This is a genomic window from Bacillus sp. ISL-51 (assembly GCF_018613535.1).
GTDB lineage: Bacteria > Bacillota > Bacilli > Bacillales > Bacillaceae > Bacillus.
The window spans coordinates 79,665-100,614 of the sequence record NZ_JAGGQB010000011.1 but is presented as its reverse complement, the minus strand read 5'-3'; the positions used below and the strand labels follow the sequence as shown (position 1 = coordinate 100,614).

Here is a 20,950-nt window from a genome sequence, read left to right as displayed (position 1 = left end):
GAATGGCAAAAACACGGAACCATCTGCTGATGCAGGCGATTCCGTGTTTGCATGCTAAAAAGCTTACTCCTTCGGAACGGCATTTTCTGCGTTCACCGCACCCGCCCCGTAAATGTTCGGGTCTTCGTTTGTCCATTTATCCGGGCTTTGTTTCATAAGTGCTTTTACTTCATCAGGTGCAAGCTTTGGATTCTGCTGGAGGATTAACGCGGCGATGCCGGCACAGATCGGCGTGGCCATGGATGTACCGGACAAACTAAAATATAATGACCCCACGCGGCTTGATTTTTGTAATTTATCAAGGTATGACCGGGGGGAACGGAGGGAAATAATATCCACGCCGGGTGCGAGAATATCAGGCTTCTCTTTCCCGTATACAGTCGGGCCGCGGCTCGAAAAGGCAGCAATTGTATCGTCTTCATTGCTTGCCGTCCCGTTGTCATCGCAGGCACCGACGGTTATGACCTTTTCACTGACACCCGGGCTTGAAATCGTTTGTGCCTCAGGACCGGAGTTGCCGGCGGCGACACAGACGACGATCCCTGCGTTCCATGCCTCTTCGACAGACCTGACGAGCGGATCATCTGTTTCCTTGTCATAACGAAGCGCTTCACCGCCGAGAGACATGCTGATGATGTGTATCGGTTTCTCGGTGTACTTTTCATTGTAATGAATGCACCATTCTACACCCTCAATGATGTCAGCTAATGTTCCGGACCCTGATTTGTTTAACACCTTCACCCCGATAAGGTTTGCTTCAGGCGCCGGCCCCCGGTATTTCCCTGAAGATGAAGCGCCGCTGCTTGCGATATCACCCGCGCAATGTGTGCCGTGTCCGTTGTCATCATATGGCTCCGTCCTTTGATTAACAAAATCCGCAAACGCTGTAATTCTGCCTTCTAAATCAGGATGCTGATAGATTCCGGTATCAATGACGGCGATGTTGACTCCTTTCCCTGTTAAGGCGGTTCCGTTTCTTTTGACTTCCTTTGCATGGACTGATTCTGTTGCTGTATCCAGGAGCGCTTTTACCTCCCGGTTTAAATAAACTTTACGGATATCCTCACACTGTGAAAGGAGCATATGAAGAGCGGTTGGAGTGACATCCGCGCTGCAGCAATTGATTTTATGAAACCGCTTTTTGATTTTGGAGCGTTTCTCATTCAATAAAACCTGTCCGGCTGCATGATAACCGGTTTCATGGCGGCCTTCTTCAAATTCAATAATGACCGACATCTTCTTTCTGTTTTTTAACTTCGCTTCGAAAAAGCTGTGTAAAAAGCAAGGTGTCCATTTGAAGGGTTTGTATAACTGTAATACATTTTCCCTGAGCGGCCAGTCAAGCTTGTGAGCATTTGACCGCACCATTTGAACCATCGAGTAACCAAACATATATATGTTTCCTCCCATTCTGGCGATTCTCTTTATACCTTATGAACAGGCAGTATGTTTGGTCAGTTTGTTTGTCCTTCATAGCAATGGTTAAAACGCGGTTTTTAAGAGAGATAGTGAGAAACAAATATTCGGCTGAAACGAAGGAGGAAATAGTCAAAGAAGACATTCCTGCTTTCGATTGATATTATATATAAAAAGACGGCAAAGGGATTGAAAAGGGAGTAAAGGCGTTGTGCCGTACGAAAAACAATCTATTTTTTCCTGCGTTATTCATTTCTGAGGATGCATTTTCAGCAAAACTGCACGGCTGTAAACCTGCTGCCCTCATAAATCTCGGGCATTTCTCCCTTTTATTTCACCCTCTCTCAACCTTTTTTCACTGATGCCCGGTGTGAAACAGCTTGAACTGTGACAATCAATTGATTTTTTGAAACCGGGAAGTTTTTCACTGATGATAATGTGAATAGAATGTTAAGATAAGACCTATTGACAAAAATCATATAATGAACATTCCATTTTTATAGAAAGGAGAACTGATGAAAAGAATTTTACTTAATGTCATCATAATTGTAGCAATGGTCTTACTAATCAGATGTGTTCATTATGCGTCAGAACCTGAGCCCTCTACTTCTGATACATATTTAGATTTTAAAAGTCTCGCGGAGCATGAAGATCCCGATGATTATCATATATCATACAACAGGCAAGAGGGAAGCCAGGTATTAATCATGTCGCCGCACGGAGGCAGAATTGAGGGCGGGGTAAGCGAGATCGTCCGTTCTTTCAGTGATGATTTTTCAACCTATTTGTTTGAAGGATTAAAAGCGCATGATAATCAGACTCTCCACATTACGAGCACCAATTTTGACGAGCCGGCCGCACTCAAAAGCATTAAGCAGCATCGCTATGTCATAGCTGTCCACGGTTATAAAGGGGACGGGAAGAACACTCTTGTAGGGGGAAGCGACCGAAAACGGGCGGCAAAACTGGTAAAAGCTCTCGAAAGAAGCGGTTTTTCTGCTGAACTGGCATCCTCTAAAAGCGGGCTGGCCGGAGTTCATGCCGAAAATATTAACAATCAGGGGAAAACAGGCCTGAGCATACAGCTTGAAATCAGCAGAGAACAGAGAGAAGCATTTTTTGATAATTTTGATTACCGTGAAAGAGAATACACAAAAACAGATGAATTTTACCGTTTCGTCCGTACGATAAAAAGAGTGATCAATCAAGGGTATTCTGAGCAAAAAACAAGGCAAACGAGTGAAAGATCAGCAGACTGAAAAAAGATGAAAAAAAGGAGGATGGCACCATGGCAAAACATCATTTTTATTTAAAAGCAAACTGGCCCGGAAAACGCAATGATGTCGGCGATATCAAAAGCGGCCATTTACAAACCGCTGTTTCAATTCCTAAGGAAATGGAGGGGCCGGGAGAAGGGACAAATCCCGATGAAATGCTGCTTGGAGCGGCCGCGACTTGTTATATCATTACGCTTGCGGCAATGATGGAAAGAAGCGGATTGGAAAAAGCGGATTTACATATGGAGTCTGAAGGAATTGTAGATGTGACAAACGGGGTGTTTACGTATCAGAAAATCATTCACCGTCCGTTTATTTTATTAAAGCCTGATGCGAAAGAAGCGGATTTTGCTTTGGCGAGGAAATTAGCGGAGAAAGCGGAGTCTTCTTGTATGATTTCACGCGCTATTCAAGGAAATGTGGAAATGGAGCTGGAGGCTGAGGTAAAAGCAGCCCGGGCATAATAAGTTCAAACGGTCAGCTGCGGGCCGTTTGATCTTTTTTTGCTTTTTGTGATTTTGAGTGATTTAACAATACCACCCCGGCAATGACCAAAATGAGCCCGATAATCATCTTGATTGTCATGGCTTCCTTGAAAACAAAAAAGCCGACGACTGCCGTTAAAGCCGTCCCGACACCTGACCATGTCGCATATGCGCTTGATAAATCGATGGTTTTTAATGAAAAGCTCAAAAACATAAAGGAAGCGCCGATTCCGGCGATGACCCCGAGAGCGGGCAACAGGTGCGTAAAACCGTCTGACAGCTTCAGCATCGTGCTTCCGAACACCTCTGACACAATGGCGGCTGCCAAATATAAAATCCCTTTCATCTTTCTGCCTCCTTTCTACCAATTCATCAGGATGACACCGGCCAGCAATAAGATCAGCCCAATCACAGCCTGCTTGTCCAGTTTTTCATGAAACCACTTTGCGCCGATAATGGCTGCGAGCACCGTTCCGACTCCGCTCCATGTCGCATAGGATAAGCTGAGCGGAATGAGGTTCAGGGTAAGTGAGAGCATATAAAATGCCAATGAATAGCCTGCCACTACCATCACGCTTGGCCAAAAGCGCGTAAAACCGCGGGAGATTTTCAGCATGGCGGCACCCATTGACTCAGATAAAATAGCAATTGTGAGGAAGATATAACCTGCAATCATATCAAATCCCCCTCTCTTTATAATCAGCTGCCTCTCTCTGGGGCAGTAAAATAATATCTGAACTGCGCCAGTCAAGTCAAGACATTTGGCCTATATAAAAAGGCCCCATCCAAATGGAGCCTTTTCTGCTTAATAGAAATACGGATACGGGTAATAAGGATAACCGTAGCCATAACCGTAACCGCCGTACAGGTACGGATTGAATAAAGCGCTTCCTACAAGTCCGCCGACAAGCCCGCCGAAGAACGGCCCTCCGTAAAAACCAAATGGACGGCCAAACCCGTAACCAAACGGACGGCCAAATCCCCAGCCAAAGCCCGGGCGGCCGAACCCAAATCCCGGTCTCCCGAATCCAAATCCCGGACGGCCAAACCCAAATCCCGGTCTCCCGAACGGTCTCATATCACTTTCTTCTGCATAAGTGTGTTCTTCATTCATAATCAAGGTACCTCCATGAATAAATTTTAGATGATAACAGAGTATTCAGCCCATCAATTTTTGATTGGGCGTTTGTAAAAAAAAGGAGTGAGCCGCGTGGGCCTGTATCAGTCTGACTGGTCAAAAAAACCTCCGCACACACACGCTTACCAGGCGAAAACGGACGTTCAGCAAGGGCATTATCATTTGATTGAAGGTTTTTCACAGCCCGAGAACGGAAGCAACACAGATCAGCATACACATTACTATACGGGAATCACCTCTTTTGAAAACGGCCATTTTCACAGATACTACGGCATTTCCGGGCCGGCGATTCCAAGGCTCGACGGAACCCATTACCACGAGCTCGAGGAAACCACATTTTCCGCTTACAACGAGCCGATTGAAATCCGATACGGAGGCGTCGTTTACGATCCGCGAAACGACGGCAGAAAAACGCACCGCCACAAGCTGAAGGGGAAAACAAGGGAGGTTGTCGGGAATGAGCCGCTCGGATGGTAACCGACGTTTAGCGCTTCGGAAAAAGGGCAAAATGGATAGGTGGATAGAGAAATGAGTGCTATAATTGGAGGGAGATTGTTAAAAGAGAGTGATACATAGTGAATAATTCAAAACAGTCTGTCGTCATTCTGGTCGGACCGACGGCAGTTGGAAAAACAAATGTAAGCATCCGGCTTGCAAAAATGCTGAATGCTGAAATCATCAGCGGGGATTCCATGCAAGTGTATAAAGGGATGGATATTGGAACCGCCAAAATCACCGAAGAGGAAATGGAGGGCGTTCCCCATCACCTGATTGATATTTTGGAACCGTCTGACTCATTTTCAACAGCGGATTATCAAACGATGGTGAGAGCGAAAATCAGTGAGATCGCAAACAGAGGAAAGCTGCCGATGATTGTCGGGGGAACGGGATTATACATTCAGTCTGTGCTGTATGACTATACATTTACAGAAAACTCCGGTGATCCGGTCTTCCGCGAGAACATGGAGAAATTGGCGGCCGAAGAGGGAGCAGGTGCTCTCCATGCCAAGCTTGCGGCGGCCGATCCGGAAGCTGCAGCCGCCATTCATGAAAACAACACGAGAAGAGTTATTCGCGCGCTGGAAATTTTACATTCGTCAGGAAAAACGATGTCTGAGCATCTTAAAGACCAAAAACGGGAAATGCTGTACAATGCCGTTCTCATCGGGCTCACGATGGACAGACAGGCACTGTACGACCGAATTAACGAGCGGGTCGACATGATGATGGAAGCGGGACTTCTTGACGAGGTGAAGCGGCTGTATGACCGGGATTTGCGGGGCAGCCAATCCATTCAGGCAATCGGCTATAAGGAGCTTTACGAATATCTTGACGGCAGGGTGACGCTGTCTGAAGCCGTCAGTCAATTAAAACAAAATTCAAGACGCTACGCGAAACGCCAGCTGACCTGGTTTCGCAATAAAATGCCCGTCATATGGACAGATATGACGCCGCCTGTGGATATTGAACTGAAAAAAAAGGAAATTTTCGAGTATATAGCAGGAAAACTGGAAGTTTAATCGAAACTGTATGGTATTGAGAACCAAGGAGGACGAAACATGAAACCGATTAATATTCAAGATCAGTTTTTGAATCAAATCCGAAAAGACAATACGTTCGTCACAGTTTTTTTACTCAACGGCTTTCAGCTTCGCGGCCAGGTAAAAGGCTTTGATAACTTTACGGTATTGCTTGAAACGGAAGGAAAGCAGCAACTCATTTATAAGCATGCCATCTCCACCTTCGCTCCGCAAAAAAACGTGCAGCTTGAGCTTGAATAGACTTTCAATAAAGACCATGAGAAATGGTCTTTTTTTATGCTGATATGTATATTGATGGTCATATATCCGAAAGACTAAAGGAGCTGGGGGAATATTGTTTGAAAGTGAGTCTGAGCTCAGACGTATCAGAATTACGCTTGTTTGGATTGCGGTATTTTTGCTGTTTGGGGCATGCGGCAATCACGAGACCGTTGTGACGACCGATGACAGCGATTCATCAGATGCCCAGCCGCAGACAGAAGGCACGGTGCCGCTTGAAAATAATCATTTCGGTGTGGTTCAGGACGGCTATTTAAAAATCTACCGGTACGAGGAAAAAACCAATAAAATCGAGCTGAAAAAAGAATCGTCACTGGATGAGCTTGAATAAATTTCACAAGCATTCGAATTTACAAAGCGGGCAGCACCAGCTAAACTAGGTACTGACATTGATCATGCAGAGGGTGAGAATATTGAAACACAAGGTGATAATCAACCATTGGGAAGAAACCTGTGAAGATGATTCCTGCTATGAATATGGAACCAGCATCATCGTAGACGGCAAAGAGTTAATCAGAGAAGCATCGATTACGAGCGCTCTCAAAACCGTGCTGATAGAAATCGGTGCTGACGTGGAGATAGAAGAAACCGTTGAAAGCGAAAAATGCGATTCTTACAAAAAATAAGAAAAAAAGTCTAGACTACTAAGCAGTTTTTTTTCATGTTATGATAGACATCGGCTTAAAAAATGACACCCCGAGTAGGATGAGAGATGATTCTCGTTCTGCTCTCTTTTTTGGGCGCTAAACGGGCCAGAGCCGCAGTCCGCTCTTTCAAAAATATGAACTTTTTATAAATACATCTCAATATGTTGTGTTTTTCTGATAGGTTAGTATACTATATATAGTGTTAAGAGATTCATTATTTTTGATAGGTCGTGATAAGGATGGTTCAAATCATATTTGATTCGAAGACAGGGAATGTTCAGCGTTTTGTGAATAAAACAGGCTTCCAGCTGATCCGAAAAGTGGACGAGATTGAAGATCTGTACACTCCGTTTGTACTGGTGACCTACACGACAAACTTCGGACAGGTGCCGGCATCAACACAGGCATTTCTCGAAAAAAACGCCCATCTGCTGACAGGAGTCGCTGCGAGCGGCAACAAGGTTTGGGGCGAGTACTTTGCCAAAAGCGCCGACACGATTTCAAAGCAGTATCAGGTGCCGGTCTTGCATAAATTTGAACTCAGCGGCACAGCGAAAGACGTTGAATTGTTTACTCAGGAGGTAGAAAAAGTTGTCACAAAACCAAGTGCCAAAATGGATTCAGTTAAATAACGAAATTATGATCCAAAAAGATGGAAAATTCCAGTTTGATAAAGATAAAGAGGCTGTACATAGCTATTTTGTTGACTATATCAATCAAAACACAGTATTCTTTCACGATTTGAAAGAGAAGCTGGATTATCTGATTGAAAATCAATACTACGAAGAAGAGTTTCTGAGCCTCTATTCATTAGAAGAGATAAAAGAAGTGTTTAAGACAGCTTACGCGAAGAAATTTCGTTTTCCATCCTTCATGAGTGCATTTAAATTTTATAACGATTATGCGTTGAAAACGAATGACAAGAAAAAAATCCTTGAGCGTTATGAGGACAGAATTTCAATTGTGGCGCTGTTTTTTGCAAACGGCGACGCAGAAAAAGCGAAAGATTATGTGCGTTTAATGATTAATCAGGAATATCAGCCGAGCACGCCGACATTTTTAAATGCCGGACGCAAACGCCGCGGAGAGCTTGTAAGCTGCTTCCTTCTCGAAGTCAATGACTCGCTGAACGATATTTCAAGAGCGATTGACATCTCCATGCAGCTTTCTAAGCTCGGCGGAGGCGTGTCCCTTAACCTGTCGAAGCTCCGTGCGAAAGGTGAAGCGATTAAAGACGTAGAAAACGCCACAAAAGGCGTCGTCGGCGTCATGAAGCTTCTCGATAACGCGTTCCGCTATGCTGACCAAATGGGACAAAGACAAGGTTCAGGAGCAGCATATCTGAACATCTTCCACCGTGATATTAATGATTTTCTCGATACGAAAAAAATCTCGGCCGATGAGGACGTCCGCGTTAAAACCCTTTCTATCGGCGTCGTGATTCCGGACAAGTTCATTGAGCTTGCCAGAGAAGACAAAGCGGCTTATGTATTTTATCCGCATACCATTTACAAAGAATACGGCCAGCACATGGACGAAATGGACATGACGGCGATGTATGAGGAGCTTGTGGACAATCCGCGCGTGAAAAAAGAAAAAGTCAATGCGCGCAAATTGCTTGAAAAGCTTGCAGTCCTGCGCTCTGAATCAGGTTACCCGTATATTATGTTCCAAGACAATGTAAACAAAGAGCACGCGAACAATCACGTTTCAAAAGTGAAATTTTCGAACTTGTGTTCAGAAGTCCTTCAGGCATCCCAAGTCTCCTCTTATACCGACTATGATGAGGAAGATGAAATCGGCTTGGATATTTCTTGCAACCTCGGCTCTTTAAACATTCTGAATGTGATGAAGCATAAATCGATTGAGCGTACGGTGAAACTTGCGACGGATTCCTTGACGCATGTATCCGAGACGACGGATATCCGCAACGCGCCGGCAGTAAGACGCGCGAACAAAGCGATGAAGTCGATCGGCTTAGGCGCGATGAACCTTCACGGCTACCTTGCGCAAAACGGCATCGCCTATGAAAGCCCGGAAGCGAGAGACTTTGCGAACACATTCTTTATGATGGTGAACTTTTATTCCATCAAGCGTTCGGCCGAGCTTGCGAAAGAAAAAGGAGAGACGTTTGAGCATTATGAAGGCTCTTCTTATGAAACGGGAGAATACTTCAATAAATACGTAGAAAATGATTTCTCGCCGAAATACGAAAAAATCGCCGTGCTGTTTGAAGGCATGCACGTTCCGACCATTGAAGACTGGAAAGAGCTGAGAGCGTTCGTGGCCGAAAACGGCATGTACCACAGCTACAGACTGTGCATTGCGCCGACCGGCTCCATTTCATACGTTCAATCCAGCACGGCATCCGTTATGCCGATTATGGAACGGATCGAAGAAAGAACATACGGAAACTCAAAAACGTATTACCCAATGCCGGGATTAGCGTCAAATAACTGGTTCTTCTACAAAGAGGCCTATGACATGGATATGTTCAAAGTGGTGGATATGATCGCGACAATCCAGCAGCATATCGATCAGGGAATCAGTTTTACCCTGTTCTTGAAAGATACGATGACCACTCGTGATCTGAACCGTATTGATCTGTATGCCCACCATAGAGGCATTAAAACCATTTACTATGCAAGAACGAAAGATACCGGGCAGGACAGCTGTCTTTCTTGTGTTGTTTGATTAAAGGAGAGTTTACAGTGACAAAAATTTATGACGCAGCAAACTGGTCAAAGCATGAAGATGATTTCACCCAGATGTTTTACAACCAAAATGTGAAGCAGTTCTGGCTTCCGGAAGAGATCGCATTAAACGGCGATCTCCTCACTTGGAAATACTTAGGTAAAAATGAGCAGGACACGTACATGAAGGTGCTTGCCGGACTGACGCTGCTTGATACAGAGCAGGGAAACACGGGCATGCCGATTGTGGCTGAACATGTAGAAGGCCACCAGCGCAAAGCCGTGCTCAACTTTATGGCGATGATGGAAAACGCGGTGCACGCAAAGTCATATTCGAATATTTTTATGACGCTGGCGCCGACTGAAACGATAAACGAAGTATTCGAATGGGTAAAGCAAAACAAATTTTTGCAGAAAAAAGCCCAAACCGTTGTCGGCCTTTACCGCGCTATTAAAAAAGATGACGAGATTTCTCTATTTAAAGCCATGGTTGCTTCCGTTTATTTGGAAAGTTTCCTTTTCTACAGCGGTTTTTATTATCCGTTATATTTCTACGGCCAGGGAAAACTGATGCAAAGCGGTGAAATTATCAACCTTATTTTGCGTGATGAAGCGATTCACGGCGTATACGTCGGACTGCTTGCCCAAGAAATATACAACAAACAAACAGAAGCGAAAAAAGCGGAGCTTCGCGAATTTTCGATTGAGCTTTTAGAGGAGCTTTACCATAATGAGCTCGAGTATACCGAGGATCTGTACGACCAAGTCGGGCTGTCTCATGACGTAAAGAAATTTATCCGCTATAACGCCAATAAAGCGCTGATGAACTTAGGGTTCGAATCTCACTTTGAAGAAGAAGACATTAATCCGATCGTCTTAAACGGTTTAAATACAAAAACGAAATCGCACGACTTCTTCTCCATGAAGGGGAACGGCTATAAAAAGGCTACGGTAGAACCGATTAAAGACGACGATTTTTATTTTGATCAAGACGAAGAGCAGATATAATATCTGCTCTTTTCGGCTTGACGGAGACTTAAAAAGGAGGAACTGACATGGAGAAAATGGATGAAATCATCTTGGTTGCCCCGAGGGAAGATGTGTTTCAAAAAGAAACGTTAACATTCCAGGGAGTCAACAGTGAAGATGAACGTATTGTAAACATTATGTCTCACATGGAGGCGCATTATCATGAAATGAGAAGAGGCGACGCGGAAGAGGACCCGCGTTTTAAGCAGCCGATCCCATATGTCGTCATCCGCCGCGATGATGAGGTATTTGTGTATGAACGGCTGGCAGGAGGAGGGGAAGCGCGCCTCCACAATAAATTATCACTCGGCTTCGGCGGCCACATGAATCAGATTGAAGGCGCCGCTTCATTTTCTGAAGTGCTGAAACTGAACACAGACCGCGAGCTTGCCGAAGAGCTGCACATCAATGAGGACGATAAACAAAACATAGTCACACTCGGTTTAATCAATGATGACGAAAACAGTGTGGGAAAGGTGCATATCGGTATTCTTTCGGCGCTTCAATTAGCACCGGGAGCGCACGTAGAAGTGAAAGAAAAAGAACAAATTGCTGGCCGCTGGATGAACATTTCTGACTTAAAACAGGAAGATGTGTATCAGCGTCTTGAAACATGGTCCCAGTTTGTCGCCGATATCCTGAAATAGCCGAAAAACCCTGTTCGCCCAAGCGGGAGAACAGGGTTTTTTGATCAGTCTTGAATGAGAACCGCGTCAAACCCGGCTTTTTCGGCTCTTGCCAGAAGCGCGTCTGCATTGCCTTTAGAAGAAAATGCGCCAATTTGCACTTTAAATAGGCCGTCTTTTGCCAGCACAATCGCATCAAATCCCTTTGATCTGGCATTGGCAGCAAGCGCATCAGCATTCGCCTTTACTTTGAAAGCGCCGATTTGGACTTTATATAAGCTAGTCTTTTTTTTTAGATTAAAAGCCTGCTCCAAGCCATTAGCATATCCTCTCGCCAAGCTTTCAATAAAGCTGGATGTCTTCAGCTTATTCGCGTCTGCCGCCGTGTCGACAAAACCATTTTCCGTAAGCAAGGCCGGCATAATTGTTTCTCGTAACACATGAAAGTTGGCTGACTTTTTACCGCGGTCCGCAAAGCCGGATGCTTTTATTATTTGTGAATGAAGAGCTGACTGGTAAGTGGAGGTAGGTGCTCCGACATCCGGGTAAATATAGCTCTCAAACCCGGTGCCTCCCCCTGAATTAACATGAATGGATAAAAAGTAATCTGCGCCCCAGCTATTGGCGGCATCAGTTCTTTCAGTTAAACTGACCGTCTTATCGCTTGTCCTGCTCATAGAGACAGAAACCCCTTCATACTCATTTGTCAAAATCGTGCGTAATGCCAGCGCGATCTCCAAAGTGATTGCTTTTTCCTGAAGGCCATTCCCGGCTGCACCTGGATCAGTGCCGCCATGTCCGGGATCTATAAAAATTTTAACCATTCTCCATCACCTCATTACAGCATATGATGGAATATAAAATGTGCTTGTACGACTGTCATTGCTGAAAAAAATAAGAAAAACGCCCGCCATTTCCCGGAAAATAAAATAAAATGGTTTGTCCTTCCGTTTATGCTGAATACAATAGGGAATGAAAAATATTTCTCGGGAAAGCGCAGAATTCAACACCATTCCCGAAGAGAACGGAAAATATGACAGATGAAATGAAAAAATGGCCCTCATGATAGGCGGATGTCACAAACGCCCTTTTCATGAATAAGATAAAGAGAGAACAGAGAGGTGAGCATGTTGGAGCGCGCTGTAACCTATAAAAATAACGGACAAATTAACATTATTCTAAACGGTCAAAAGCAAGTGCTGACAAATGCTGAAGCGGAGGCGGAATATCAGGCTGCTCTGCAAAAAAACGAAGCCAAACACAGCATTCTGAAAGAAATTGAAAAGGAAATGAACACGTTAGTCGGTATGGAAGAAATGAAACGAAACATTAAAGAAATCTACGCGTGGATTTTCGTCAATCAAAAACGGGCCGAACAAGGTTTGAAAGTCGGAAAACAAGCCCTTCATATGATGTTCAAAGGAAACCCGGGAACCGGCAAAACAACCGTCGCGAGACTGATCGGCAAACTGTTTTTTGAAATGAACGTTCTCTCCAAAGGCCATTTGATTGAAGCCGAACGAGCTGATCTTGTTGGAGAATACATCGGGCACACGGCACAAAAAACGAGAGATTTAATTAAAAAGTCGCTCGGAGGCATCTTATTTATTGACGAAGCCTACTCGCTTGCAAGAGGCGGGGAAAAGGATTTCGGAAAAGAAGCGATTGACACCCTTGTTAAGCATATGGAAGATAAACAGCATGAGTTTATTCTCATCCTTGCGGGATATTCGAGAGAAATGACACATTTTCTCTCATTAAACCCGGGTCTGCAATCGCGTTTTCCCATCAGTATCGACTTTCCGGATTACACGGTAACCCAGCTGATGGATATTGCAAAGCGTATGATTTTGGAACGGGAATACCAATTAAGCCAGGAAGCCGAATGGAAGTTGAAAGATTACTTAATGACAGTAAAAAGCACAACCAGTCCCATTAAATTCAGCAACGGCCGTTTTGTCAGAAATGTGATTGAAAAATCAATCCGCGCTCAGGCGATGAGACTTTTAATGGGAGACCAGTACTTAAAGAGCGATCTGATGACGATTAAAAGCCAGGATTTATCCATAAAAGACGAAACGGCGGGCCCCGAATAACCTCTCAACCTGCTTGAGAGGTCTTTTTTTCATATCTCTCTTTAAAACCCTCTGGATGTGTGGTATACGCCCTGCGGGTTTGGTATGATAGTACTACTGCCCAATACGACACAGAAAGGAACATCCATTTGAACGAACAGGAAGTAAAAAAGGAAACGGTCATATTGGTCGGCTGCCAGCTGCCGCACATGACGGACGAGTATTTTGACCATTCGATGGACGAGCTTGCTTCACTTACGAAAACAGCTGACGGAACGGTGCTGACACGGATTACGCAAAAGCGGAACAGAGCGGATGCGGCTACATATATAGGCAAAGGGAAAGCAGAAGAGCTGAAGGCGTTATGTGAAGAGCTTGAAGCGGATCTGATCATTTTTAATGATGAGCTGTCACCGAGCCAGCTCAAATCACTTGCGACTGCAATTGAGGCAAAAATCATTGACCGTACGCAGCTCATTTTGGATATATTCGCGAAAAGAGCGAAAACGCGGGAAGGAAAGCTTCAAATCGAATTAGCGCAGCTTCAGTATGCGCTTCCAAGGCTGAGCGGCCAAGGGATTAATCTCTCAAGACAAGGAGGGGGAATCGGAACGAGGGGACCGGGGGAAACAAAGCTTGAAACCGACCGGCGCCACATCAGAAACCGCATTCACGAAATTAACGTGCAGCTGTCAACGGTCATTCGCCACAGAAGCCGTTACCGGGAAAGACGGAAGAAAAACGGTGTGCTTCAGGCAGCGCTTGTCGGTTATACCAACGCGGGCAAATCAACGTGGTTTAATCGATTAACAAGCTCTGACAGCTACGAGGAAGATCTGCTGTTTGCGACGCTTGATCCGATGACAAGAAAAATGGCGCTTCCGAGCGGCTACAGTGTGCTGTTATCTGATACGGTCGGGTTTATTCAAGACCTGCCGACGACTTTAATTGCTGCTTTCAGGTCAACGCTCGAGGAAGTAAAAGAAGCAGACTTAATCATCCATGTGATTGATTCCTCGAATGAGGATTACGCAGGGCATGAAAATACCGTTCTCAGTCTTTTGAAAGAGCTGGAGGCAGATGATATTCCGGTTTTAACCGCCTATAACAAACGGGACGAAACACATCCGGAGTTTATTCCGACTTCAGGAAACGAACACATTATGATCAGCGCCAGAATAGGAGGCGATGAAGCGAAATTAAAAGCGGAAATCGAAGCCTATTTGCGTCGAGAGCTCCTGACACCGTATGAGGCGCATGTGCCGGCTGCGGAAGGCAGGCTGATTTCGCGAATCAAATCAGAGACCATGATCGACAGCCTTTATTTTAATGAAGAAAGTGAGCGCTACGAGATCTCCGGATACGTTCAAGCGGAACAAAGCATACTCGGTGAGCTGAAGAAATTCATGTAAGGAAGGATACACAAAATGTTTGACACACTGACACACGGCGCCCTTTTAAAAAAGACCGCCGAAGAAACAGAAGCAGAAATCACCGCCGTTCATAAAAAAATTGAAGAAATCAGTGAACGAAATGAATGGAGAGTGCTGCAAAGCTACAGAAAGCATAAAGTAAGCGATACTCATTTTACCCCGTCAACCGGCTACGGATATGATGACATCGGAAGAGATACACTGGAAGAAATCTATGCCGATGTATTCGGGGGAGAAGCGGGGCTGGTGAGACCGCAAATCATCTCCGGAACACATGCGATTTCAATTGCGCTATTCGGTGTGCTGAGACCGGGAGACGAATTGCTTTATATCACGGGCAAGCCTTACGATACGCTCGAAGAAATCGTCGGGGTTAGAGGCGGAGAGCATTCAGGCTCGCTCAAGGAATTTAACATCGGCTACAATGCGGTTGATTTAACAGGAGAAGGCAAAGTGGATGTTGAAGCGGTACGCGCTGCAATCGGTCCGAATACGAAAGTGATCGGCATCCAGCGCTCAAAAGGATACGCCAACCGTCCGTCCTTCTGTATAGAAGAAATAGAGGAAATGATCCGTTTCGTAAAGGAAATAAAAAAAGACGTAATTGTTTTTGTGGACAATTGTTACGGGGAATTTGCGGAAGAGCGTGAGCCTTGTCACGTCGGAGCAGACCTCATGGCCGGCTCATTGATTAAAAACCCAGGCGGCGGCCTTGCCAAAACGGGCGGATACCTTGTCGGCAAAGCAAAGTGGATTGAAGCCTGCTCATACCGGATGACCTCACCGGGAATCGGAAGAGAAGCCGGAGCATCGCTTTATTCGCTTCAGGAAATGTACCAAGGTTTCTTTCTTGCCCCGCATGTTGTGGCGCAAAGCTTGAAAGGCGCCGTATTTACCGCCCGTTTCCTAGAAAAACTGGGCTTCACATCAAATCCTGCTTGGGACACGCAAAGAACGGATCTGATCCAATCGGTCGAGTTTAACGACCCTGATAAAATGATCGCCTTTTGCCAGGCGATACAATATGCTTCTCCGATTAATGCGCATGTGACGCCGTATCCAAGCTATATGCCGGGATATGAGGATGATGTCATTATGGCTGCAGGCACGTTTGTGCAGGGGGCGAGCATTGAATTATCAGCGGATGGCCCAATCAGACCTCCTTATGTCGCTTACGTCCAAGGAGGATTAACCTATGCGCACGTCAAAAATGCGATTTGCAGCGCAGTAAATGCTTTAATGGTAAAAGGTCTGATATAAGCCATTTGAAATTTTCAAAGAATTTCATGTTAAGATTCCTTACATTATGTTGACACAAAATATAACATCACCTATAATGAGACTAAGATAAGAAAAGGAGGAAATTGAGATGAGTGATAACATTCGCCGCTCAATGCCTTTATTTCCAATAGGAATTGTCATGCAGTTAACAGAACTGTCTGCCCGGCAAATTCGATATTATGAGGAAAATGGACTGATATTTCCGGCAAGAAGCGAAGGGAATAGACGATTATTTTCATTCCATGATGTAGATAAACTGTTAGAAATTAAGAACTTGATTGAACAAGGTGTCAATATGGCGGGGATTAAGCAAATTCTGGATAAGGCATCTGCCCAGCCGGAAGAAAAATCCGAAAAAACAGCCAAATCGATGAAACACAATCTGTCTGACGATGAACTCAGAAAACTTCTGAAGAATGAACTGATGCAGGCAGGCCGTTTCCAAAGAGGCAATACCTTCCGCCAAGGTGATATGTCCCGATTCTTTCATTAATCCGTTAGCAACTGTTTTGCTATATACATTTACCTTTTTAGAGGAGGAGTTTTACGAAATGGCAAAGTACACAAGAGAAGATATCGTAAAATTAGTAAATGAGGAAAACGTTAAGTATATCCGCCTTCAATTTACAGACATTCTCGGAACAATTAAAAACGTTGAAATTCCTGTGAGCCAGCTTGAAAAAGCACTCGATAATAAATGCATGTTCGACGGATCTTCCATTGAAGGTTTTGTTCGCATCGAGGAGTCTGACATGTACTTATATCCTGACCTAAATACATTTGTCATCTTCCCATGGACGGCTGAAAAAGGTAAAGTAGCACGTTTCATCTGTGACATCTATAATCCGGACGGCACACCGTTCGAAGGTGATCCGCGAAACAACCTCAAACGGATTTTGAAAGAAATGCAAGAACTTGGATTCAGTGATTTCAATCTTGGGCCTGAGCCTGAATTCTTCTTATTCAAATTAGACGAAAAAGGCGAACCGACACTTGAATTAAACGACAAAGGCGGATACTTTGATTTAGCTCCGACTGACTTGGGAGAAAACTGCCGCCGCGATATCGTTTTGGAACTTGAAGAAATGGGCTTTGAAATCGAAGCGTCTCACCATGAAGTTGCGCCCGGACAGCATGAAATTGATTTTAAATATGCCGGCGCCATCCGTTCTTGCGACGACATCCAAACGTTCAAGCTCGTTGTAAAAACAATCGCCCGCAAGCACGGCCTGCATGCGACATTCATGCCGAAGCCGCTGTTCGGCGTAAACGGTTCAGGTATGCACTGTAATCTATCACTCTTCAAAGATGGCGTTAACTCATTCTTTGATAAAGACGCTGAACTTCAGCTGAGCGAAACGGCAAAGCATTTCATTGCCGGTATCGTGAAACACGCGACAAGCTTTACGGCTGTCACAAACCCGACAGTGAACTCTTACAAACGTCTCGTTCCAGGTTATGAAGCGCCTTGCTACGTGGCATGGAGCGCGCAAAACAGAAGCCCGCTTATCCGTATTCCGGCTTCCCGCGGCATCAGCACACGAGTTGAAGTGCGCAGCGTAGACCCTGCGGCAAACCCATACCTGGCGTTAAGCGTATTGCTTGCAGCAGGGCTTGACGGAATCAAAAACAAACTCGAAGCGCCTGCTCCAATTGACCGCAATATCTACGTCATGAGCAAAGAAGAGCGTATGGAAAACGGAATCGTAGACCTTCCGGCAACACTGGCGGAAGCCCTCGACGAATTCAAATCAAACGAAGTCATGGTCAGCGCCCTTGGAGAGCACCTATTCGAACACTTCATCGAAGCAAAAGAAATCGAATGGGATATGTTCCGCACACAAGTTCACCCTTGGGAGCGCGAACAGTATATGTCTCAGTATTAATCTCTCAATCCCTTGGCACTATTGGTGTCAGGGGGTTTTTATATTTTGGTCAAAAGATTAATGAATCAATATTTTTGATCCTTGACCAAAATATGACCAAAAAAATTTGAAGTTATGAATCTAACTCCACAATTGAGGACACGTATTTCTCGTAATCCTTTATTCGGTTTTGGTCAAGCTTCTTACTAATATGTGAATAAACATCGGCAGTTACCATCATGCTTTTATGACCTAAACGTTCTTGGATGTATTTCATATCAGCGCCTGACTCTAAAAGTAAAACTGCATGTGTATATACCAAAGCATAAAAGAAAAATGGATAATAAAAAAACAAACTTTTTCATAAAATCCTCCTCTTAATCAAACAACATTTACTTTTTAAAGCAAATGAGGATTCATTTCTATGCTTTGTAAAGACTTTGATAATGATTATAATTATGGCCAACAAACGAAAGCGATACTAAAAATTTTAATGAAATGAAAAAAGGGAGCATCTCTTTATGAGGGCCCTAATATCCTATTTATCTCCATCTCCAATTTATTTCGTTATCTTCTTCATAGATACCGGGCAGGGAAATGCCTACTTTTTTTGCTCGTCATCAACAATAAACCAATTATCATCGTCTAATAGATCATTGTCAAACTTCTCAATTGCAGAGGAATCATCTTCATCTACTACAGCTCTAAAAAAGTCCTTGAAGTTTTCCATCTTCTCATTAGGGATGATCTTCCCATAAGCCCAAGGTCCTTCTATCGCAGCCCCTTCAATTTTACCTAAACACACATTTTGATAATAAAGAAACATAAGCGTCACTCCTTAGTAAACATTTTGAAGTATTCTTTTGGTATCTCACCTTTAACAAAATACTCAGTATCTCTATTTGTCCATTTGAGGGCTTTATTTTTCCAATTGTCTGTTTGTCTCGTATCATTTTTTATAAGTCTCTCAATTTGTTTAGGGTTAAGGATGGCGACCCCTTTCAGTTCACCAGAGCGTATTGCTTTTCGAAGAGAGGATATGTCCAATTCAATAGTATGATCCCCGTAAAGATAATGTTTTAAGCTCTCGTTAAGGGAGCTTTTTTAGATTTTTCACTTTTAAAATAATGAGATTTACAACAATTTGGCATCAACCTCAAAGCAATAATAAATCAATTTGTAATAGAAATACTTAAAAGTACTCAAGGTAAAGCAGATCAATAATGTACTATAATCTCATGTGGTGAGGCATCGTTTGTAAAAAGATATCAGGCACACTAAATAAGGAAAGGAGAAGGAAGGATATGCCACTTATTGTTGACAGAGAAAAGGTACGGCAAGAAATACTGCATGCACTTCAGCAATGTTTAGAGGAAAAGCCTCTTATAAAGGTCTCTATGCGAGACATCGCAGCAAAGGCCAAAATCTCATTCAAAAATAAACTATTATTTTGATACAAAAGAGAAACTTCTACTGGCTTATATCGACTTTTTTGCTGTTTCATATAAAACAGAGATTGAGCATTGGTACATAAAGTATAAACAAAACAAAATAGCAACGATCTCAACGAAAGTTCACAAACGATAGTAAAAAATTTCATCAAAGATATGGTTTTGATAAATCATCAAAACCAATCGTGGGCATTCACACAAATAAGCACTGTGGGTCAATACAATACGGAAATAAGGTCTGCAATCAAAAAGGTTTATAACGAGTGGAGAGATTCCATCAAACATGTTTTGGAGGAGATTTATCGAGGTGAAGGTGACCACATGGTATATAAGGCAGAAGCAGTTCTAATCATCATCGATGGTCTTCTAATTTATTCACTTCACGAAAAGATAGATGAATCAAGAATAGATGCTGTGCTAGCAAATATCACGCTGTGATTTTTTTGAATTATTCAAAAAATATTGACGAGGCATGATAAGAGTAATGTGATTTATTTAGTCCAAGTGGACTTAATAAATCATATTGGAGGTTGCTTATGTCAAAAATTACTGTTGTTGGTTGCGGTGTTATGGGAAGCGCTCTGATTCGCGCGTTTATGAAAGCAGGTCACACTATTACTATAGTCGATAAAAATCCCGCTGCAGCGGAACTGCTTGTAGCTGAAGGAGCTACGTTCAAATCATCATTGGATGACGCTCTGAATTGCGATTTCGTTCTGTTAAACTTACCAGACCATAAGATAGCAATGCAGGTTATCGAACAATGTAAATCGCAAGATATCAAAGGTAAAATCATTGTAAACACTACTACCACAACCCCAGCCCAAGCCCAAATCTTTGAGCAAATGATTAAAGAAAAAGGCGCTATCTCCCTTGAAAGTGTGATTATTTGTTATCCTCACGATATTGGCTCACATCGGGCATATCTTGTATATTCTGGCCCCAAGGAGGCTTTTGACCAAATTGAAGACCAGCTTGCGGCACTTTCGCAGCCGCATTTTGTGGGGACAGACATTCGCTTTTCAGAAATCATTGAGGTGAGCACGTCTGCTCTGCAATTCGGTTTTTATTGGTTTGCCCTGCTAGGTTCAGCGCTTTGCATACGAAACAAGTTGCCTGTCTCCGAGTATTGCAAACATATCAAGGCAGCACTTCCGGTGGTGGGTCACCAACTTGTTACACACTTGCCTGATAACCTAGAAAACTACACTGGCAAATTCCAAGATGCTACCGTCGCATCCTTGGATGTTCATACGCATGAACTCCAAACGATAATGAAAACATTAGAGGAAAATAACATTGATATCAGCGTATGTTAAATTATGGAAAAACAGATGAAGGCAGCTATTGATGCTGGATATGGCAAATGTGATTTTGAAGCAGCAATTACTCAATTATTGAAATAAAGAATCTTTTTTCAATCATCCTTGAGCTTACATAAATGACTTCCCCTGAGACTGAAAATAATATACCAACTGCTGTATAATAGTTATTAATTGCAGTGATACCTACTGTTGAAAAAGATAACTGATTAGGTAATTATTTAGAGATAGAGATGATTTGGAAACAATCTCGCCTAAAATTGACTTTGTATAAGCTTAACTTGATACTTCTGACTGAGTATTTGTACTGTTGGCTTTAGTTGGATACGGATGCTGATACGAATAACAAAATATAAAAGTATTGTTGCTTGTCCGAGTAAACATCCACATTC

The 20,950-nt window shown here is 43.6% G+C and carries 23 protein-coding genes and 1 pseudogene; 17 read left to right on the top strand and 7 right to left on the bottom strand.

The genetic code is table 11. From position 1 onward, the window contains the following. Positions 1-63: 63 nt before the first annotated feature. Positions 64-1,392, bottom strand: a complete 1,329-nt coding sequence (aprX, locus tag J7E26_RS14820) for a serine protease AprX (protein ID WP_214799135.1) — start codon at positions 1,390-1,392, stop codon at positions 64-66. Between the two features lie 539 nt (positions 1,393-1,931). Between aprX and J7E26_RS14815 the strand changes: the two genes are divergently transcribed. After that, complete coding sequence (locus J7E26_RS14815) at positions 1,932-2,675, top strand: poly-gamma-glutamate hydrolase family protein (RefSeq protein ID WP_214799133.1); 744 nt, start codon at positions 1,932-1,934, stop codon at positions 2,673-2,675. Between the two features lie 29 nt (positions 2,676-2,704). Further along, entirely contained in the window at positions 2,705-3,157 is a 453-nt protein-coding gene (locus J7E26_RS14810) for an OsmC family protein (protein ID WP_214799131.1), read from the top strand. Positions 3,158-3,170: 13 nt separating this feature from the next. Here J7E26_RS14810 and erbB read toward each other — a convergent pair whose 3' ends face one another. From erbB to J7E26_RS14795, 3 genes are all read right to left on the bottom strand, one after another. Next, positions 3,171-3,524 (bottom strand): SMR family multidrug efflux transporter EbrB, encoded by a 354-nt coding sequence (gene erbB, locus J7E26_RS14805; RefSeq protein ID WP_214799129.1) that lies wholly within the window; start codon positions 3,522-3,524, stop codon positions 3,171-3,173. Between the two features lie 15 nt (positions 3,525-3,539). Further along, the gene (gene erbA, locus J7E26_RS14800) at positions 3,540-3,854 is read right to left on the bottom strand and encodes an SMR family multidrug efflux transporter EbrA (RefSeq protein WP_214799127.1); all 315 of its coding nucleotides are present in this window, start codon (positions 3,852-3,854) and stop codon (positions 3,540-3,542) included. 129 nt (positions 3,855-3,983) lie between these two features. Further along, positions 3,984-4,292, bottom strand: coding sequence for a hypothetical protein (locus tag J7E26_RS14795; RefSeq protein ID WP_214799124.1), 309 nt, complete (start codon positions 4,290-4,292; stop codon positions 3,984-3,986). Positions 4,293-4,379: 87 nt separating this feature from the next. Between J7E26_RS14795 and J7E26_RS14790 the strand changes: the two genes are divergently transcribed. The 9 genes from J7E26_RS14790 (at position 4,380) to J7E26_RS14750 (ending at position 11,152) form a co-directional block, all read left to right on the top strand. After that, entirely contained in the window at positions 4,380-4,793 is a 414-nt protein-coding gene (locus tag J7E26_RS14790; RefSeq protein ID WP_214799122.1) for a YmaF family protein, read from the top strand. A 98-nt stretch (positions 4,794-4,891) separates the two neighbouring features. Next, a complete protein-coding gene (gene miaA / locus J7E26_RS14785) occupies positions 4,892-5,836 on the top strand; it encodes a tRNA (adenosine(37)-N6)-dimethylallyltransferase MiaA (RefSeq protein WP_214799121.1) in 945 nt (314 codons plus the stop codon). Positions 5,837-5,875: 39 nt separating this feature from the next. Continuing rightward, a complete protein-coding gene (gene hfq, locus J7E26_RS14780; protein ID WP_003154064.1) occupies positions 5,876-6,097 on the top strand; it encodes an RNA chaperone Hfq in 222 nt (73 codons plus the stop codon). A 94-nt stretch (positions 6,098-6,191) separates the two neighbouring features. Further along, positions 6,192-6,467, top strand: coding sequence for a YmzC family protein (locus J7E26_RS14775; protein WP_214799119.1), 276 nt, complete (start codon positions 6,192-6,194; stop codon positions 6,465-6,467). 82 nt (positions 6,468-6,549) lie between these two features. Further along, entirely contained in the window at positions 6,550-6,762 is a 213-nt protein-coding gene (locus J7E26_RS14770) for a hypothetical protein (protein WP_214799117.1), read from the top strand. Between the two features lie 260 nt (positions 6,763-7,022). Next, positions 7,023-7,415: a class Ib ribonucleoside-diphosphate reductase assembly flavoprotein NrdI gene (gene nrdI, locus J7E26_RS14765; protein WP_214799115.1), complete on the top strand. Its 393-nt coding sequence runs from the start codon at positions 7,023-7,025 to the stop codon at positions 7,413-7,415. Continuing rightward, entirely contained in the window at positions 7,375-9,477 is a 2,103-nt protein-coding gene (gene nrdE / locus J7E26_RS14760) for a class 1b ribonucleoside-diphosphate reductase subunit alpha (RefSeq protein WP_214799113.1), read from the top strand. Before nrdI ends, nrdE begins: the two co-directional genes overlap by 41 nt. A 17-nt stretch (positions 9,478-9,494) precedes the next feature. Beyond that, complete coding sequence (nrdF, locus tag J7E26_RS14755; RefSeq protein ID WP_214799111.1) at positions 9,495-10,484, top strand: class 1b ribonucleoside-diphosphate reductase subunit beta; 990 nt, start codon at positions 9,495-9,497, stop codon at positions 10,482-10,484. 47 nt (positions 10,485-10,531) lie between these two features. Then, on the top strand, positions 10,532-11,152 hold the full coding sequence (locus J7E26_RS14750; RefSeq protein WP_214799109.1) for a hypothetical protein: 621 nt from the start codon (positions 10,532-10,534) through the stop codon (positions 11,150-11,152). A 44-nt stretch (positions 11,153-11,196) separates the two neighbouring features. On the opposite strand, the gene J7E26_RS14745 is transcribed toward J7E26_RS14750, so the two are convergent. Beyond that, complete coding sequence (locus J7E26_RS14745; protein ID WP_214799107.1) at positions 11,197-11,955, bottom strand: N-acetylmuramoyl-L-alanine amidase; 759 nt, start codon at positions 11,953-11,955, stop codon at positions 11,197-11,199. 303 nt (positions 11,956-12,258) lie between these two features. Here J7E26_RS14745 and spoVK point away from each other — a divergent pair, with 303 nt between their 5' ends. From spoVK to glnA, 5 genes are all read left to right on the top strand, one after another. Then, complete coding sequence (spoVK, locus tag J7E26_RS14740) at positions 12,259-13,227, top strand: stage V sporulation protein K (RefSeq protein ID WP_214799105.1); 969 nt, start codon at positions 12,259-12,261, stop codon at positions 13,225-13,227. Positions 13,228-13,355: 128 nt separating this feature from the next. Next, on the top strand, positions 13,356-14,618 hold the full coding sequence (gene hflX / locus J7E26_RS14735) for a GTPase HflX (RefSeq protein ID WP_214799103.1): 1,263 nt from the start codon (positions 13,356-13,358) through the stop codon (positions 14,616-14,618). Between the two features lie 15 nt (positions 14,619-14,633). Then, positions 14,634-15,899, top strand: a complete 1,266-nt coding sequence (locus J7E26_RS14730) for a methionine gamma-lyase family protein (RefSeq protein ID WP_214799101.1) — start codon at positions 14,634-14,636, stop codon at positions 15,897-15,899. A 109-nt stretch (positions 15,900-16,008) separates the two neighbouring features. Further along, on the top strand, positions 16,009-16,413 hold the full coding sequence (locus J7E26_RS14725; protein ID WP_214799099.1) for a MerR family transcriptional regulator: 405 nt from the start codon (positions 16,009-16,011) through the stop codon (positions 16,411-16,413). Between the two features lie 58 nt (positions 16,414-16,471). After that, positions 16,472-17,806, top strand: coding sequence for a type I glutamate--ammonia ligase (glnA, locus tag J7E26_RS14720; protein WP_214799097.1), 1,335 nt, complete (start codon positions 16,472-16,474; stop codon positions 17,804-17,806). A 112-nt stretch (positions 17,807-17,918) separates the two neighbouring features. Here the strand turns inward: glnA and J7E26_RS18360 are convergent. Then, positions 17,919-18,113, bottom strand: a pseudogene (locus J7E26_RS18360) (site-specific integrase); the annotation flags it as partial. Between the two features lie 273 nt (positions 18,114-18,386). Then, a complete protein-coding gene (locus tag J7E26_RS14715; RefSeq protein WP_214985414.1) occupies positions 18,387-18,611 on the bottom strand; it encodes a hypothetical protein in 225 nt (74 codons plus the stop codon). 1,161 nt (positions 18,612-19,772) lie between these two features. On the opposite strand from J7E26_RS14715, the gene J7E26_RS14710 reads away from it, so the two are divergent. Next, positions 19,773-20,555, top strand: coding sequence for an NAD(P)-binding domain-containing protein (locus tag J7E26_RS14710; RefSeq protein ID WP_214985418.1), 783 nt, complete (start codon positions 19,773-19,775; stop codon positions 20,553-20,555). Positions 20,556-20,950: the final 395 nt, after the last annotated feature.